This window comes from Bradyrhizobium pachyrhizi (assembly GCF_029714545.1).
GTDB lineage: Bacteria > Pseudomonadota > Alphaproteobacteria > Rhizobiales > Xanthobacteraceae > Bradyrhizobium > Bradyrhizobium pachyrhizi.
This window is the reverse complement of record NZ_CP121667.1, coordinates 7,224,407-7,242,653: the sequence shown is the minus strand read 5'-3', so window position 1 is coordinate 7,242,653 and position 18,247 is coordinate 7,224,407. Positions and strand designations below refer to the sequence as shown.

At 59.3% G+C, this 18,247-nt stretch carries 12 protein-coding genes; 11 read left to right on the top strand and 1 reads right to left on the bottom strand.

What is annotated here, in order from left to right:
- Nucleotides 1–135: 135 nt before the first annotated feature.
- From QA639_RS34260 to QA639_RS34245, 4 genes are all read left to right on the top strand, one after another.
- Nucleotides 136–6,489, top strand: a complete 6,354-nt coding sequence (locus tag QA639_RS34260) for a shikimate kinase (protein WP_283088279.1) — start codon at nt 136–138, stop codon at nt 6,487–6,489.
- 304 nt (nt 6,490–6,793) lie between these two features.
- Nucleotides 6,794–7,285, top strand: coding sequence for a hypothetical protein (locus QA639_RS34255; RefSeq protein ID WP_283088278.1), 492 nt, complete (start codon nt 6,794–6,796; stop codon nt 7,283–7,285).
- 8 nt (nt 7,286–7,293) lie between these two features.
- Nucleotides 7,294–8,532 carry an alpha,alpha-trehalose-phosphate synthase (UDP-forming) gene (locus tag QA639_RS34250; RefSeq protein ID WP_283088277.1) on the top strand — a complete coding sequence of 413 codons (1,239 nt, stop codon included), beginning with the start codon at nt 7,294–7,296 and terminating at the stop codon, nt 8,530–8,532.
- A gap of 713 nt (nt 8,533–9,245) precedes the next feature.
- Nucleotides 9,246–9,809 (top strand): YopT-type cysteine protease domain-containing protein, encoded by a 564-nt coding sequence (locus QA639_RS34245; RefSeq protein ID WP_283088276.1) that lies wholly within the window; start codon nt 9,246–9,248, stop codon nt 9,807–9,809.
- 759 nt (nt 9,810–10,568) lie between these two features.
- Here QA639_RS34245 and QA639_RS34240 read toward each other — a convergent pair.
- Entirely contained in the window at nt 10,569–12,410 is a 1,842-nt protein-coding gene (locus tag QA639_RS34240) for an HrpF/NolX family T3SS translocon protein (RefSeq protein ID WP_283088275.1), read from the bottom strand.
- A 644-nt stretch (nt 12,411–13,054) separates the two neighbouring features.
- Here QA639_RS34240 and QA639_RS34235 point away from each other — a divergent pair.
- The 7 genes from QA639_RS34235 (at nt 13,055) to QA639_RS34205 (ending at nt 17,940) form a co-directional block, all read left to right on the top strand.
- Nucleotides 13,055–13,240, top strand: a complete 186-nt coding sequence (locus tag QA639_RS34235; protein ID WP_283088274.1) for a hypothetical protein — start codon at nt 13,055–13,057, stop codon at nt 13,238–13,240.
- Nucleotides 13,241–13,306: 66 nt separating this feature from the next.
- Nucleotides 13,307–13,606: a hypothetical protein gene (locus QA639_RS34230; protein ID WP_283088273.1), complete on the top strand. Its 300-nt coding sequence runs from the start codon at nt 13,307–13,309 to the stop codon at nt 13,604–13,606.
- Nucleotides 13,607–13,730: 124 nt separating this feature from the next.
- On the top strand, nt 13,731–14,621 hold the full coding sequence (locus QA639_RS34225) for a SctD/MshK family protein (protein WP_283088272.1): 891 nt from the start codon (nt 13,731–13,733) through the stop codon (nt 14,619–14,621).
- A gap of 23 nt (nt 14,622–14,644) precedes the next feature.
- The gene (locus QA639_RS34220; RefSeq protein ID WP_283088271.1) at nt 14,645–15,157 is read left to right on the top strand and encodes a hypothetical protein; all 513 of its coding nucleotides are present in this window, start codon (nt 14,645–14,647) and stop codon (nt 15,155–15,157) included.
- 3 nt (nt 15,158–15,160) lie between these two features.
- A complete protein-coding gene (sctY, locus tag QA639_RS34215; protein ID WP_283088270.1) occupies nt 15,161–15,607 on the top strand; it encodes a type III secretion apparatus assembly chaperone SctY in 447 nt (148 codons plus the stop codon).
- Nucleotides 15,588–17,708, top strand: a complete 2,121-nt coding sequence (sctV, locus tag QA639_RS34210; protein ID WP_283088269.1) for a type III secretion system export apparatus subunit SctV — start codon at nt 15,588–15,590, stop codon at nt 17,706–17,708. The genes sctY and sctV overlap by 20 nt, the downstream gene beginning before the upstream one ends.
- Before the next feature lie 10 nt (nt 17,709–17,718).
- Entirely contained in the window at nt 17,719–17,940 is a 222-nt protein-coding gene (locus QA639_RS34205; RefSeq protein ID WP_283088268.1) for a hypothetical protein, read from the top strand.
- Nucleotides 17,941–18,247 lie beyond the last annotated feature (307 nt).

The following is an 18,247-nucleotide window of genomic DNA, read 5'->3' as shown; positions in this document are numbered from 1 at the left end:
TTGGAGGAAAATATTCGGTCCTCCTGGGGGTACGCCACGACATGCAATGTGGTGAGCCGCGAAGCTGGAGGTGAGGCCGGCATGAGAGCTTGCCAGGCCTTAGCGGTTCGGTTGTCGCGCCTCGACAAGGCGCTTATGAAGCAAATTGATCCCATCGCACTTTCTCTGTTCGCATTATCGTTCGGCCGACATTCCTCGGCGGCGAGCTGTCGCGAGGCTGCCGTCGCAATCGCCGGTGAGGTGCCGTCCCAGCTCTCGCGTTTTGACCCGCAGGCGCTCGCAAACCTGGTGAACGGTTTCAGCAAATGGCCGGGCGCGGCGGACTGTCGCGAGGCTGCCGTCGCAATCGCCGGTGAGGTGCCGTCCCAGCTCTCGCGTTTTGCTCCGCAGGCGCTTTCGAACCTGGTGAACGGCTTCAGCAAGTGGCCGGGCGCGGCGGACTGTCGCGAGGCTGCCGTCGCAATCGCAGGTCGGGTGCCGTTCCAGCTGTTGCGTTTTGCCCCGCAGGAGCTTTCGAACCTCGTGAACGGTTTCAGCAAATGGCCGGACGCGGCGAGCTGCCGCGAGGCTGCCGTCGCAATCGCCGGCGAGGTGCCGTCAAAGCTCTTGCGTTTTGAGCCGCAGCACCTGGCGAATCTGGTGAACGGTTTCAGCAAATGGCCGGACGCGGCGGGCTGTCGCGAGGCTGCCGTCGCAATCGCCGGTGAGGTGCCGGCCAAGCTCTTGCGTTTTGACCCGCAGCACCTGGCGAACCTGGTGAACGGTTTCAGCAAATGGCCGGACGCGGCGGGCTGTCGCGAGGCTGCCGTCGCAATCGCAGGTAGGGTGCCGTCGCAGCTCTCGCGTTTTGCCCCGCAGGCGCTGGCGAACCTGGTGAACGGCTTCAGCAAATGGCCGGACGCGGCGGGCTGTCGCGAGGCTGCCGTCGCAATCGCCGCTGAGGTGCCGTCAAAGCTCTTGCGTTTTGCCCCGCAGGAGCTGACGGACCTGGTGAACGGTTTCAGCAAATGGCCGGACGCGGCGGGCTGTCGCGAGGCTGCCGTCGCAATCGCCGCTGAGGTGCCGTCCCAGCTCTTGCGTTTTGACCCGCAGGCGCTGGCGAGCCTGGTGAACGGTTTCAGCAAATGGCCGGACGCGGCGGGCTGTCGCGAGGCTGCCGTCGCAATCGCAGGTAGGGTGCCGTCCCAGCTCTTGCGTTTTGACCCGCAGGCGCTGGCGAACCTGGTGAACGGATTCAGCAAATGGCCGGACGCGGCGGGCTGTCGCGAGGCTGCCGTCGCAATCGCCGGTCAGGTGCCGTCCCAGCTCTTGCGTTTTGACCCGCAGCACCTGGCGAACCTGGTGAACGGATTCAGCAAATGGCCGGACGCGGTAGAGTGTCGCGAGGCTGCCGTCGCAATCGCAGGTAGGGTGCCGTCCCAGCTCTTGCGTTTTGACCCGCAGCACCTGGCGAACCTGATGAACGGTTTCAGCAAATGGCCGGACGCGGTGGGCTGTCGCGAGGCGGCCGTCGCAATCGCAGGTAGGGTGCCGTTCCAGCTCTTGCGTTTTGACCCGCAGGAGCTGGCGAAGCTGGTGAACGGTTTCAGCAAATGGCCGGACGCGGTGGGCTGTCGCGAGGCTGCCGTCGCAATCGCAGGTAGGGTGCCGTCCCAGCTCTTGCGCTTTGACCCGCAGGCGCTGGCGAACCTGGTGAACGGTTTCAGCAAATGGCCCGAAGAAGCATTCACGGGCCAAGCGACGGTCGCAATCGCTCGTGAGGTCCGTCGCCGTGGCCATCAACTCTCCCATTTTACTCAGCAGGCGCTGGCGAATCTGGTGAACGGATTCAGCAAGTGGTCGGAAGACCCGGACACTTGCCAAGCTGCGGCCGCAATCGCGGGTGAGGTCGGTCGCCGCCCGCTCTCCGATTTCACGCCGCAGCAGATGGCACATCTGCTGAATGGCTTCAGCAAGTGGCCCGACGACGCAGCGTGTCACCGGGCGCTGGTGGACGTCGCACGCGGACTAGGCCGGGCAGGCCAACGCTTCGGTGCCTTCACGACGCCTCAATTCGGCATGATCGCCAATGCGCTGGGGCGAAGCATCGTGAGAGGAGAGGAGGCGGGAGAGATCACAGAAACCGCTCTGCTAAAGGATCGCTTGCATCAGTTGGCCCATCACCTTCACTACGACAGTGATCGGCTGGAGCAGAGCGATGTTCGGACCATCGCCAGCATTTTCAAGGCCTTGGCGAAGGCTCGGCTGTTCGAGGATCTGGGCTCACTCGCCCCGACCGGGTTGGATCGGCTCAACGAACTGCATCGTGCCCCTGGTTTTGCCGCTGAGAACAACCTCGAAGCCATGGGCAATCTCTGTGCCGCGCTGGTGCCGCTGGCGCGCAGCGCGCACCTGCGCTGGCACCGCAGAGTGGCTCTCCACTTGCTGAACGATCTCCAGCCGGTCGTGGAGCAAAAGATCGAGGCACACTTCAATGCAAGCGCGGCAGAGCGAACCCGTGGGCCGCTCGCCAGTCGCGGTCCTGCGCTTTCGATCTATCAGATAATCAAGGCTCGTGCGGTCCTGGCGAACATGTTCAAGCGACCGGATATCGAGGGCAAGAAGGCCGATTTGCGCAAGAGGCAGCAAGAGCTGCGGCACGGCACCAGAGAGACCCTGGTCAGGACACGCGACCTCATCCAGGGCGATCTTTCCAACATGAGCTGGAACCTGATCGCGCAAATCGAGGCGGAGAGCCCGGTCGATGCGCTGGACGCATTCGTCGAGCAGAACGCCGCAACGATCCAGGACAAATATCCTGCGTCCATATTCGATGTTCACGAGGTATTGCGAGCCATGGATCACGAGCCGCGGCCCCCACAGGGCAAGGCTGGTCTGATGCGGTTGCCGGTGGTGGACATGCAGGGACGGCCTCTGGCCACGGAGCCCGAGACACGATACTCGATCTTTCATCGGCTGACCTCGGGGGCGATCGAGGCGGTCGCGGTCCAGCTGCCAGCAAAGCCGAGCGCCCTCATGCTGGCGCGCACGTTCACGTATAAGGGGGTGCCCTACCGCATGGACCTGTTCGGCGGCAACAAGTTAAAGGCACCAAAACCGACCGTGCTCGAAATCGCCGCCCATGCTGCAGCCAAGCCGGCAGCAGCATCTTCGGGAGGAAAGCTGCTCGCCATTCCCTATGCTGAAACCGCTCCGGGAACGTCTTTCGAGAAGCTCATGCGCGCCTGGGCGCCCTTCAAAGAGGCCTATTGGTACACTCAGCGTAGGGGATTTGCGGCGCCACCCGCAATCAAGGATCTCGGCCCTCACGACTACGCGCTAGAGGGCGCCTTCAAGCTGTTGCTTGCGCCAGACCGCCCGGCCAACGAGGCGCATCCCTTCAGACTGACCGGACCGGAAGGCCCGATTGCTCTGCGACCGCATGACGGCTGTGGCTTTATCAAGGCTTCGCTCGCCGAGCGTATGCTCGCCGTTCGCCGTGCCGGCCCGAAGGAAGGTCCCGATCGGATGCCGGCCTATGGCGAAGCAAGCAGATCGTTCGTCCCGGCCTCAGCGCTGCAACATTATCCGCGTAGTGAGCGAGTGGCGGGCGAGGCGCGCGAGAAAGCCAAGGCTTGGCTGGAGAGCAGAGGAGGGGAAAGCCTGATAGGCGAGCATCTTTTTCGTATGGTGACAGCAGGCCACATCGACGGATCCGGCGCGGTTGCCGTCCCGTCCAGTGACGATTACCTCCATGTGTCACAGCGCAAGAGCGAGACGTTGACGGGAACGGGGGGCGTGCTGATCGGGCGGTCGCCCTATGACAATCCCAACCTGCGCCCGCTTGCCTACGAACGCGTCAAGTCAGCAGCTGATGGGGATCCGACTGCGGCATTCCTCGATAGATGCGTGTCGATGCAATACAGTTTCAGCGTCGCTGAGAAGTCGCGGGAACAACTGGCGGCCGACGATCCGAGCTTCTTTGCCAAAGGCATTCTGATTGTGGTGCCGGACGAGCTGTGGCCGGCCGACTACGCCGATCGTGGCCTGGTGATGTCGGCTGAGGACGTCAAGTGCCATTCGAGCTGGACAGAGCGCAAGGACCGCGTCAAGGCGGATACGCTGGTAGACTGCGTCGGCATCCTGCAGGCGACCGAGGTGTTCGCTCCGGGCTCGTTGGTCGCCGTCCCGACCGGTGAGCAAAAAAAGCTCGACGGTGATTTCGACGGAGATACGATTGTTATCGTCGGTGACCGGCCGCAGCTTTATGAGCATGTTCGCCTGTTCGATGACAAGGAGCAAGCCCGCGGGGTCCGCTCGCTCAAGCCACCAAAGTCGCATACGCCGGCAATCGAGGGCAATGATTACAAATTCAGTCGTGCCAGCCAGATCCTCGCGGCGACGCGGGATACTTTGGAGACTTATAGCGGCCTGCAGCGGAGTTTTCTGGCGCAATCCCATCAAGCACGACGTTGGTTTGCCGAGCGCGCAGTGTTTGGAACCTACGAGGGGTTTCATCACGAACTTCAGCGCGACATCCGTCAATTACTGACCCAGGAGCAGGTGAGCGCCCAGGATGTCGAGCACATGCTCGATAGAGCGAGGCCCGAAATCAAGCTTGCAGACCATGCAGTCGCCCACGAAATTGCCGAGTTCCTCGTCACCGACCTTGAGGCATGGGCAGCAAGCATGGATGAGCAGGTGCTGCCCGAAACAGTCGAAAGCGCGCGCGATACCAAGCTGACGGTGAGCCCGGCGCTTGCAGAGCTTTTCCCAAACCTGGCGGAGACCTATCCGGCGGCCACTCACCCGCGCGAGCGTATCCAGGCCCTGCTCGACAACTACCCTCCGCGCATCAGTCCACGGCCGGATGGGTACATTGCCGATGACCTCGTGCAAAGCGCAAGCAACCTCCTGAGCCTCGGCATCAAGGTCGGAACGGACGCCTTTAAATCCGACACCAGCGTCCAGCTGTTTATGAAGAAAAGCCAAGGGCTCCAGAGCCTCCTGCAGCAGGCGCCAGGCCTGAAGTCGGTGCCCTATGTCAAGAGCATGGCGGCGACCCTCAATCACGGGATGTTCAATGTCGACACGACTTTGGAGGATCTGAAGGACAATCCCACATTGGCGGCTTCAATCATGGAGGCCTCGATCAATCTTGCTGCGGAGAAAGGGATTCTGCCTCGCCCCTTTGACCGGCAGCCTGCCGAGGATTCTGCCATCAAATTGACGCTAACTCGCGAACTGGCCTCGGAGCGCGCCCAAACCGAGGTGGCGCGCGCCGCAGTCGAAGAGAAGGCGATCACTGCAGCGGCGCTTCAGGTTGCCGAGGATCTCCGGCAAACGGGCATCGATGTGAAGATGCCCCATCTCGGCCGTCGATTGAAGACAGAACGCTCCCTCACAGACCAGCTCATGGTTGTGAATGATGTCCCCGAAGGCGCCTCACAGCTGATCAGCAACGCCGTGCGCCATGTCTTCGAAGCGCCCGATAAGGATTTTGCAAAGGCCTTCCGGAAAGCCATTCTGTCGTTTGAGAAGCAAGGCTACACCGAAATCAGCACAGCAAACTGGTTCAGGATGAGCGCTCCGACCTTTGCCGGCATCAAGACTGTGCTTGCCACGCCGGATGGTTACCGCTTCGAGGCGGAGTTTCATACGCCGGGCAGCTACAAGGCCAAAATGGCCAATCACAACACCTATAAGGAACTCCAGCGACGAAGTAGAAGCGATACACCGGATCCCGCCAAGATGGAGCAGCTCACGCAGCTCACGCGCGAGGTCTGCAAAGAAGTTGCGATCCCGGAGGGTGTCAGAAACATTCCCCACTTTTCAATCGAAGGGGCGCGTGCAGCTGGCGTCGGCGCGACCTTTGCGCTGCGATCTGGCCAACAAACAGGGACGCCCGAGCGATCACCGACTGCAAAGGACGTTGTCGCGGCCCTCGACGGCCGGCCGATCGTGCTCGTCGGCATGCCCGCCTCCGGCAAATCCACTATCGGCCCACATCTTGCGCGAAGACTAGGGCTGCCTTTCATCGACTCTGACAAAAAGATTGAGGCGATGACTCGCATGTCGATCACGGACATCTTTTCGACCAAAGGGGAGCAGTATTTCAGGGATCTCGAGGCGAGTTTGATCGCGGAGTCTCTCGAGCGGGGACCCGTGGTGCTCGCCACCGGTGGCGGCGCGTTCATGCGTGAGGAGACGCACCGCCGCGTGGCCAAGAAAGGGGTCTCGATCTGGCTCAATGCCGACGCGGATGAGATCAGGAAGCGCCTCGCTCGTGACACCACCCGCCCGCTGTTGCAGACCGAGGACCGGGGGGACAAGATCACGCAATTGATCCGCGAGCGCGAACCGTTCTATCAACTTGCCGATCTCACCATCGTCCCGGGACGGCGTCACAACAGGAGCGCGGATGAATGCGTGGCCGCGCTGCATGCGCATCTTTGCGGCGAGGCGAGCGCGGACCGGATACCGGCCAATGTCATGGGAGCGGTACCGTGACCTCGTCGCTCACACGGTTGATTGTCGATATCGCGGGCACCGATCGAGATCAACAGCCTCTTCGCCTCGAGTGGGCACACCGCGCGAGCCAGGCGAAGATCGCCCTACTCAGTGCTTTCCAATCAACCTCGTCCGTCAATTCAAACGGGCCGAGCCAGACCGGCCATCTCGAAACAGAGGCGTCCCACCTGCACGTGGCACGGGCGACCTAAGTCTCGTCAGCTTCTCGAAAGATCGAGCTGCTAACATAAGAAAGGGGGCAGTCACGAGCTAGCCGTTCTGATAGCTCAATCGGAGATCTGGAATGGACCCATCTAGCGTCAGGTTCGCTGCAGCTACAGCTTCTCCTCGCACGTCGCGCGCCAAGCCGGAACAGCTGAAAGTAAACCAAGCCGCTTTTGAAGCGCATCTGAGCGAAGCCGCACAGGGTCTGCCGAGGCAGGCCGATATAGAACTATCCCGTCATAGCGTCTTTGCCGGGCACGAGGCCGGCAGCGGCATGGTGGCTCAGCAGCCGGATATGCAACTTATCCTCGTTTCCAATCGTGTATCGAGCTTCGATGCCGGCAAACCCAAGACGGGTGGTCTTGCCGCGGCCCTCGAGCCAGCCGTCGAACGCTCTGGCGCTGTTTGGATGGGAGCCTCGGGAACGCTAAGCGACGGCAGTGAGCAACTGACGCCTCTCGAGCAGCACGGCAAAGGTCAAGTTGCAAAGGTAGATCTGCCGGCCGCCCACTACGCCGGCTTCTATCATGAATTTCAAATTCTATTCTGTGGCCGGCGCTTCATTCGCTGACCGAGCGGATGTCACCTGCATCGGAAGAGCACTATAGCAGCTATTGCGAGATCAACCGTGCCATGGCACGCGCCCTGTCACGCCTTAGAAAGCGCGACGCGATCTGGGTGCATGATTATCATCTTCTTTCCCTCGGCAAGGAACTGCGCGAGCTTACGATTGAGCAGCCGATCGGCTTTTTCCTACATACGCCATGGCCGAAGCCTGATGTGATCGAGAGGGTGCCCCACCATCTCGATCTCATGCAATCCATGTTGGCGTACGATCTTGTCGGCTTTCAGACCCGCTGGGATCTGGACAATTTCCTATCGTGCCTCCAAGTGCATCTTGGGATGGAAAGCAGGAGCGATGTTGTGATCTCGGAGCGAGGCCTCACTCGTTGTCAGGTTTTTCCGATTGGTATCGATCCGAAGCAGTTCGCAGAATATGCTGTGGAATCGCTCGCGGAGTACCGACAGCAGATCTCATCGATCCAGGACAAGCTCAATTGCACGAAACTGGCAATCGGCGTGGATCGCCTTGACTATACCAAGGGTATCGACAACCGGATCAAGGCTGTCGATCAGCTTTTGACAAACAAGCCGCACAGCATCTCGCTCTTGCAGATTGGGACGTCGTCGCGCGCCGACATTCCAGCATACAGTAAATATCAGCGCGAGATCGCCAGCCTCGTCGAAGATGTCAATCGTAAGCAAAGAACAGACGACGGCAGCGAGCCGATTTGCTATTGGAAGGATCAATTCTCGCAGGTGGAGCTAGCCGGGTATTACCGGACTGCCGACGTTGGTGTGGTGACGCCGTTGCGTGACGGTATGAATTTGGTGGCGAAAGAGTATGTTGCTGCGCAAGATTCGAACGATCCGGGCGTGCTAGTCTTGTCGAAGTTCGCGGGGGCGGCAGAGGAGCTCAACGAAAATATGGCACTGCACGTGGATCCAACCTCTCCTGACGACATCGCGGCGGCGATTTCAGCGGCGATCGAAATGCCGCGCGAGGAGCGCATCGAGCGCTGCGAAGCGATGATCAACACAATTGAGGCGTATACGATCCATGACTGGTCGAAGGAATTCGTTCGCGAGCTCTACCCCAGTCGAGTGGCAGTGCCAGCCGATCACTTCCGATATCTCGGCTTCGGTTGGCTTAACGAAGCCCAAGTGCCCATGTACGCGACAGTCGAGGAGTTAAATGTCGCGGTGAAGCATGTATTGAGAGTGCGTGCAGGCCAAAGCGGAGGCGAGCCCGATTGATCAATTTGGGTTCTGAAAAAAGGCCAATCCACATTCAGCAGCTCGTTTGTTCAGCGCTTGATCTTTCGGCAAGACAAGCGCCGCGCATTCCTGCTTCCTTCTATCCACGATCCGTCGCCAACCTGGTCTAGCGGGCATGCGCCATCGCCTGGTACGCGCAAGCACCTGCTAGAGCGGGCACACTGCCTGCCAGGATGGCCATCGTCGCGCTCGCTCGCCGAAACGTTGCCGTCTTCGTCATGCTCGCTAAGCTCGGCAACGCCTGCCCGTCAGCTTCTCATCAGCTTGTCTGGGTATCATTCACAGCACCGTCTTACCCACTGCGAAGAGACCCGCGCCAAAGGGAAGCGAGCATCGCCATGCATAATCGAATTGGTGGACCATCCACACGTCCGAGCCAAACTCACGAAGCTTGTGAGTCGGTGGACAGCGACAGCTTTCGACAGATTCTTGCGGGTGTGTCGTCCAGATCGATGACAGATCCACATGCGAATTCGTCTTCGGGGCCAACACGGCTGCGCTCGATTGTTTCCGAGCCTCCTATCATGGAATTCGAAAAGCTTCCATTTGGCGCAAACAAACAAAATCTTAGGCCGCGGACGAGGCTGCCACTTGGAGAATTGCCCGACAAAATGGGATGTTGCGTCAGCACACCCCAGGCCACCGACCCACACAATCCCAGTACGTCCTCTCCGGCGAGGCCGAGCAACTCAGTGTTCCAATACCGGACGGCCGAATTGCATCAAGCCAATGTGGACGGCATCTGCGTCGGACTAGCTGCGGAGTGGCTCGGCATTCTCAGCCACAGTCCATCAACTCGAATGGATGCGCTAGCACCCGGATCGCGAATGCATGACTCAGCGGCTGTGCGCCAGGAGCGGTATATAGACTTCAAGAGAGAGTTGCGAAGTCGGGGAGCAGATGCTTCTCAGGCAGACATTGAGGCACAAAACCGCGTTCTTCGGGAAGCAAATTTGGATCCATCCGGAAAGGAGAAGGTATACGAATTCGGCGAGCGTTCGAGCCTCTTGCGCATGGTGAGGAAAATCACCGACGGCGGATCGAAATATTTGCTCAGTTTGTATTTCGCCGACGGCGGCTCACACGTCGTTGCAACGGCAACGCTGGATGGAAGGACGACACTCTTCGATCCGAACTATGGAGAGTTTACTGCTCAACCAGACGAGATGGAAGGATTGCTTGAAAGCCTCGCCAATCGTTACAGGAACCCCAACGGGCGGCAGTTGACGACCATCACCACACAGAAAATAAACTGAGGTCGGTCCTGCAGGCGGCAGGCGATCAGCTCGTTCCGTAAGGGCGAACAACTATATCCATCCCCCAGCCTTGTTGCACAAAGCGCCGGAACAGGAGATCTTCGCGCGGGCGGCAACGCTCGAGGGCTTGTGCAAACGGGACAGAGCTGCACAGGTCCATCCCCACGGCTCGGATATCAGTCCAAGAGCTGGTCGCGGGGCGGTCTCATGACGAGCCGCCTCTGTCGCCTGATATGGCATCATATCTTGTCGAAACTCTAAACCGCTGTCCGCTTGGCGAGATGGCTCGGTCGAGAAGACCGCTCAAGTGCTAGGTCTAGGCCTTCAAGATCGTCTTCCTTTCGTTCGCAGCAGACATGGCTAGCGCTCATCCTGCGCCTTGAGCGGCGCTACTTCGGGTCGCACAATCAGCGCCGGCTGCAACCGAGCGAATCGCGCGTCCAGTCAGCTTGGTCTTAAGAAGCTGCCTCTGGGCCTTTACAGAATTTGCGCATGCGATGGTGCTGTCGCCTAAGGAGATGACACGATCCTCGCAGTGGCGCCGCAAGTGCTTGGGCGACGCCTGGTGCTTCTGCGGCCCGCGAAGTGGCAACCTCGCGGTGACGAGACGAGGTCTCAAACGCGCGATCTTATGCAGTCGCGCGTTCGTATGCAGCGCCAAATCGTGTGCAGCTCTGGTCATTGCAGCGGGCGAACTCCAAGCCGCAGGCTGTCAGCCCAATTGGCCTGTCAGCTTCCAAGACGAGGCCTGGCGGCGACCTAGCTCGGAACACCTGCGGTTTGCATGGGTCCGGTCTCAAGGCGGGCCTTCAGGTCGTCCAAATAGTTCTGGGCATAGGATTGCGCCTGCGAGACCGACAGGTCGATCCCCCTGGTCGCGGCCTCTTCCAGAACCTTCTTTGCGAGACCTTCGCGCAGCGCTAACTTGACCTCAGGTCCAGAGATACAGCCAACGGCCTGCGCCGCAAGGTTGATGCCGACCTCTTTCAGCGCCTTCTTCATATCGCCCCCGCTAATGGCCGTATGAAGTAAATTCGCTGCTTGCGACTCCAACTCCAGTACCATCGATACGGCATCGGCGACTTCGCCCAAGGCGGGAATGAAGCCGAGCACGCCGACTGCCGTGGCCGCCAAATCAAGCACTTTCGTGCCGACCTTGAGCACGTCGTCGACCACGTGCATGAGGGCTCCGCCATTCTTTTTCGCAGACTTGATATCGGGTTGGTCGTCTACCCCCATCATCATGTCCGCAACCGCGCGTTTATCCGCGGCGGTCGTCGGGACATGGGTCTTGGTCTGCTGAACGGTACGGTTCGCAGTCGACATGTTGTCGTAGAAGTGCGTGAAGTCGTTGTTGCTGATGTTACCCGAATCGACCGTATGCCCGCCGCCGAAGTCCGTGATCTTATGATGTGTCTTGTAGCCAGTGATCGAATTGTTCAGTAACCCAAACAACAGCGGGTCCGAAAGCAGCTGTGACGCTGCTTGGCGCACGTCCGGATCGAGACTCTTGTCGTCTGCCATGCTCGACAGCTTCTCTCGTGTCAGGTCGCCGTTCCCGAAGAATGCGGATTGATTCTTGTTGATCGTGCCGAGCGTGTCGAGTTCGCTCTGTGTGAGGTTCATCGACGACGAGGCGACTTGCAGGAAATCCTCTTTATGGACTTTATCAATCGCGCCACCGTACAACTGCTTCCAGGCGCCGGTATGGACGAGGAAGTATTGAGCCGCCGCGATCACCTGGGGCGGACACTTGCCGGTCTTGGCGTTGCCGTCGACGATCCTCTTGAAATCGTCCAGACTGAGAGTCTTAGGCAGGTAGTCAGAATACCGGTAGAGTTCGCGCAATGCATCATTGGCGGTCATCGCCGACGGTTGTCCATTTCCGGTACCGTCGGATGGAATGTAGTTCTGCTCGTAGCTGTGCGCCTTCCGCTCCTGGAATGCAGCAACCTGTGCGTGGCTGTCGGAGAACTCGGACAGATCGTTCGCCTTGATCTTGCCCCCGCAGCGGCCGTCGCCCTGGGAGCCGATCGCATAGAAGAGCTCCGGGTCCTGCCGCAATTTGTTGATCGCTTCCTTCAGATCCGGTGGCGTCGAGGGGTCGTTGGCCTTCTCTGCCAACGAGTCCCAGCTGAGCGGGCATTGGTCCTTGTGCCGGTTCAGCACCGCGACGATCTCCAGCTCGGAATCGGTCAGTGTGCCGCCATTCCATGTGATCCTCGAGCTTGCTACCGGAGCGGTCGCCACCTCAGGTGCTGGAGCAGGCGCAGCCGGTGCCGATTTGTCGGCGGACGAAGGGTCGGCTGAGGAAGAAGGAAGCGTGTCTTTGTCCAGTGCCTCGATCGCCGCCTTCACATCAGCTGGCAGCGCGTCCAGTGGGTCCTGCGGCATCGGCAGCTCTGGCTGCAGCGGATCAGTTGACGTGGAGAGGACATCGGATTTGTCTTCCCGCGAACTGACGGACACCATCGACTCGAAGATCGAAGGTTTGCCTTCCCCAATCGGGTCGGATGGTCGCAACGTCGACGAAGCCGCCGGAACGAGTCCAAACTGAGCTGGATCCACACTGGTGGGCAGTGAAAAGCTATTGAGCTGCATTTGAGTTCATTTCCATTGCGGTCAATCGGTGACGTCGGCGGTCGCAAGAACGACGCGTTCGTGCTAGACTAAGAGGCCGAGCTTTCGAGAAGCTGACGAGTTTGAGAAGGCTCGCGTTGAGCCAATTGCGGTCATCTTCGATTTATTTCGGAAGAGGCGCCGGCGTGCTCATAAATGTCATCTCCGACCCAGCGCACGCAGCACGACGCTGTCCTGATGGATTTGGAGGAGTATGCCCCTTCCAGTCATCGCAAATAGCCGTCGTGGCGAAGCCGCGAAGCATCACCCCCGATTCCCGCAGCGGCATTTCGAACGACACGCGGTTTTGCCTGTGCCTTGCCATCGCACGATTAAGTGTCTGATCCAACGGGTGCGATGGGCGTGTGGTGGACCGTGCGCCAGGACTGTCTGGCGCTCATTCATAGGAGATGTTGTAAAAACGAGGTCGCGCGGCGGAGAAACTAAATTCGGTGCAGCCCCGGCATCTCTCACCTTAGGTTGATGTTGATCCTGATATTGGGATTATTGCCGGATTCATCCTTCGGCTCGTCAGCTTCTCGACAGCTCATCCCGCTAGCGTGAGCATCGTGGTTCGCTCGGTTGCGATGCCACCTTTCTGATCGAACTGAACTGAGAGGCAGCAGATGGCCGGCGCAATCGAACGTGTGGTTCATGCCAATCTTGATAGCGACGCGTCGCAGTCCGTGGACCAGCGTCGAGAATTCGAATCAGCTTTTGGTTCGGTTCTTGCCATGGCCGCAGTGCAGAGTATGGAGCGAGGCATGGCAAATTTTCACGAAGCGGTTGCTGAAACAGAAGAAGATGCCTGACGCCGAATCGCGACGTCGGGAACCGTCGCCAGTAGTGGCGGCAATTCAAACGGAAGGTGAAGCGATATGGTCAACAAAGTAGGTGGCTCTGGCTCTCATGGTGGTGACACCCCTGATACCAAGGCAGACAACAAGGCTGACAACAAGGCCTCAGGTTCCGGTGGTGGTGGTACCACGGCGTCTACCGCCGGATCAGGAGCTGGTGCTGTAATTGATCAGGTCGGGGGGGTGGCAACTTACGAGGCGCTGATCACGCAGTTGAAAGCTGTCAACCTTCAAAGCATGGTGCAGGACATGCGCTTGCGCGCGCTGTCGACCGAGCTCTCGAGTGAGAAGAAGGCGGCGAGCGAGCGCGCCAACGGGTAAGGCTGGAAGCGGGGCGTGTCCTCGCCCCGCTTTTCCAGTCGTGGCGACGATGTGAGTGGTGACGGTCTGGGAATGAGCTGTCTGGCAATGCCTGCCGTGCTCCTCTTGTTTCGGGGGATTGTCCGTGAATGAGGCTGCCTCCTTCCATTTCGAGGTGCTGTCGGGGCTTTATGCCGGGCTGAGCGGGGAAGCGGCAGCGGGAACACGCCTTATCGGCAGTGGTCTCGACGCGGATATGATCTTTGTCGAACAAGGGCTTGAGCCGCATCACCTTCGTGTCACCCTCGTCGGCAATTCGATCGAGATCGAGGCCTTTGCTCCCATAGGCACGATGGAGGGCGAGGGGGATGTTGGCGCAGGTGAGCGCGTTGTTCGTTCTCTTCCGGCCGTTGTCCACGCGGGCGCGATGTCTATTCGTTGGTCGATGCACAATGCGGTCGAGGCCAGTTCGATCAGCTCATCGCGTGTTTCGGTCTCGGCGCTGGCCATCGCGTTGCTCGGCATTGTCGGCATAGGTGCTCTGACGACGGCTTTATCCAAAGGCGGCGGAGGTCAACCAAGCGCCAGTGCGGCGCCTGCAGCCGAGATTGTACAAAAGCGCATCACGAACCGGCCTGATGATCGGCGTGCCCAGGACACAGCCGAAGTCTTGAAACAGGAGGTTGATAAGGCCGGCCTGCTCGATATCAGGGTCGGTTCGGGGCCGGGTTTTGTCAGTGCTGAGGGAACAGTCACTCCTGCAGCAGTTGCGAAATGGCAGGAGCTCCAGCAATGGTTCGATCGTCGCACAGATGGCGCGCTAACCCTGGTAAACGGCGTGCGGGTTAAGGAGGACAAGCCACCTTCTCCAATCGCTCTCGAAGCTGTCTGGCACGGAATCCAGCCCTATTTGCTGATCGGCGGACAGAAATATTTCGTCGGTGCTCTGTTGGCTGACGGATGGTCGGTTGATCGAATCGAGGAAGGGCGCGTGCTGCTAAGTCGAAATGGCCGTTTTGCTGCCGTGCCCTATTAGCGCGAAGGAAAATTGGAGAGGTCATGTCAAAGCTGTCACGCCGTGATGTCGGGCCTGGCACTGTTTCGCAGAGACTCAACGAGGACCGTGCACCGGTAATTGACCTCAGCAAGGCCAAGATCGACAGTACCCCGGCAAATGATGAGAATCAGCAGGCGTCGATCTGGCGGGAGCTGAACGCGTCGCATTTGCCGCTCGATGTGACGATCGATGCCCTATCGGAGGCCAAAGATGTTGACGCAGTCGGACGCGTCAGTCTCAGCAAGATGCGCACCCGCGGCAATGATGTCGAGCGGCTGACGCCGCTCCATGGGGGCGATATTAGACATGATCTGCTCGCCTTCGTCACACCACGGCTGCGCTATCCGGACATGCTGCGGGAAGAGCGGTACGGCGTTCTTCTGGAACGTCTGACCCTCAGGCTCTCGGCCGCGCCCGCGGATTCGATGGCGCGCGATGGTGTCCTCGTCCTGCGGCAGGGACTGCAGTGGCTGAGCCTGCTCCGGCAGAACCGCAACAGCTTGATCGAAGCCTAGCCAATGGTCCTCCGTGATGGAGCGCAGCAGCCGACGACGGACGGGTCCAATGCCGGCAACGTGTCGCTGAGTTCCGGGCAAGAGCGCGATTTGGTCTGCGCACTTTCCTATCTCCATCTTGCATGTGGGCAGGGCGCACAATGCGTTGCTCTGTTGCGGCTCATCGTCCGCGATAACTCACAAGACGTCGACCTGCTACGGATTCTCGCCTACGCCCTCATTTCGGAGGGCCTTGGCGATCAAGCACTGCGGATCCTGGACAGACTGGATACACTTGATGACGAGCCGTCTTCGCGCACCCATTTGATGCTGCTACGAAGCCATGCCCTGCGGCGTGCAGGCCGCATGGACGAGGCGCGCGCCGTTTTCCAGGACTATGTTTCGTTGCGCGTCGGCACAGTTCTTATCAAACAATCATCAGAAGGCCTCCATGACCAACGTCCTGCGTAACATCATTGCGCGCGCGTCGGCCAACTCCGATCTGATGGTTGCGTTGATGCTGCTTCTGACGGTCAGCATGATGATCATGCCGATCCCGCTTGTAGCGATCGATACGCTCATTGGCTTCAATCTGGGCATCGCCATACTGTTGCTGATGGTTGCTCTTTACATCAGCACCCCGCTCGATTTCTCGTCCTTGCCAAGCGTCATTCTGATTTCCACGGTATTCCGTCTGGCGCTCACGATCTCGACGACGCGGCTGATCCTGGCTGACGGGGATGCCGGCAGCATCATTCACACGTTCGGTGACTTTGTCATATCGGGGAATATCGTCGTCGGCATTGTCATCTTTCTAGTTGTAACCATGGTGCAGTTCATCGTCGTCGCCAAGGGCGCGGAACGCGTGGCGGAGGTCGCGGCGCGCTTCACGCTCGATGCCCTGCCGGGCAAGCAGATGGGGATCGATGCGGAGCTGCGCAACGGTCATATCGACCAGAACGAGGCCCGCAGTCGGCGCGCTGCATTGGAGAAGGAAAGCCAGCTCTACGGGGCCATGGACGGCGCCATGAAATTCGTGAAGGGTGACGCCATCGCAGGGCTGGTGGTCATCTGCATCAACATGCTGGCCGGGATCACTATCGGCGTGCTCTCCAGGGGAATGTCTTTCGCGGAGGCGTTGCATCAATATACCCTGCTGACGATAGGTGATGCGTTCATTTCGCAAATTCCATCGCTCCTGCTGTCGATTACAGCCGGAACGATTATCACTCGCGTAAATGGAGCGACCCAGCTCAACCTTGGTAGCGATATCGTCAACCAGCTCACCGCCAATGCTTACGCCTTACGACTGGCCGCCTGCGTCTTGGTTGTCATGGGGATCATCCCGGGCTTCCCGTTGCCGGTCTTTTTCGTTTTGGCCGCGGTCTTTGCGGCAGCGAGCTTTACCGACGGTGTGGTCCCAGGCGCCAAGAAAGGCTCTGATGTCTCTAGTCCGGTTCCCGCACAGCCTCACAAGCAAACCGTGCCGGCGGAAGCGCTTCCCGTTGCGTTATTCCTCGCACCCAGTCTGACACAGGCGATCGACAGGGACGAATTGCAACAGCACATTGCACGGGTTTCCGGATCAGTCTCAACAGATCTAGGCATCACGATTCCGCGCATCCCCGTCGAGGTCGACGAGCGCTTGCCAAAGTTAGCGTTCAGGGTGGATGTCGAGGGCGTGCCGGTCGATCAGGATTTTATTGATCCAACGCAGCTCGTGCTCAACGATGATCTGGCCAACATTGAATTGAGTGGCATCCCATTCCGGCATGACCCGGAGACGGATAGAATCTGGATCGAACAAAGCAATCAATCGGCCCTCAAAGCGGCCGGCATCGGGTATCGCCGTCCCATTGAGATCCTGGCCTTGCGCGTTAATTCGGCGTTGACCCGCCATGCCCCGTCCTTGGTGGGTATTCAGGAGACCCGTCAATTGCTGGCTCGAATGGAGATCGAATATTCAGATCTGGTGAAGGAAGTCTTGCGTACGACGCCAATCCCCAAGATAGCCGACGTCCTGCGGCGCCTGCTGGAGGAGGCAATTCCGATCCGCAATACAAGGCTGGTCTTGGAAGCATTGGCTGAATGGAGCGGACGAGAGCAAAACGTCGTCTTGCTCACTGAATATGTTCGCTCGGGTCTGAAGCGGCAGATTTGCCACCGCTATGCCAACGCACACCGTGTCGTGCCTGTCTTCATCATCGAACGGCAAACCGAGGAGGTTGTTCGCGGCGCTGTGCGCGATACGGCTAAAGGACCCTACCTGACTTTGACGGACGGTCAAAGCGAGGCGTTGCTTTCAAGAATGCGTCAGATCCATTCGAACATGGTTCGAGGTCAGGCCCGCCCAGTGATCCTTGCTTCGATGGATGTACGGCGCTTTGTCCGCGGTTTTCTCACCCGCAATGGGATCGATCTTCCTGTTCTATCCTATCAGGAGCTTGCCCCCGACTTCACAATCCAGCCCGTTGGATCAATCACACTGACTGCTGCCAAGGACAATGCGTCGTTGGAGCAACCTCGTAACATGATCGCCGCAGCCGACAAATCGGCCGAGCAATCGATCTGAGAAACACCGCATGAATTCACGTCAGAACGCCGTCCGGCCGCGCTTTGGTCCATTTTGTCTATTCTTGTGTTCGGCTTTCCTCGTTATTTTGGGGCTCGGCGGTTGCGCTCGTTGGGATAGACCCGCTCTTCAAGTGCAGGAGACGGCGCCGCCAGATTTGCTTGGCGCCAAAGATATCGATCCGGCGATGCGCGAACGCATTGAGCGCGCGATCGGCCGGAATGCCGACTAGAGGCTTTGTGCAATTCGCTGAATCAGGAACTGCGAAATGTTGATCGGGCTGGCCCTGTCGACACAAGAGCGCCCGCGTAAGATCGGCTGAGCTACTCCTCAATATCTTGTGGGTTTTTCTACACCCTGAAAACGAATGCGTTATGCTCGACCCACGGGGAGGCATGGTCAGGTCAGAAGCGCTGCAAAGGTAAGCAACGGCGGACGAGAAAAAATGCCGCGTGACAAGATCAGGTGATCGGCAGCGGTCGGCGCGAACGCTGCGGGGGCGAACCCCATCGCGTACGTCCGTTTGCAGCCCTTCGCAA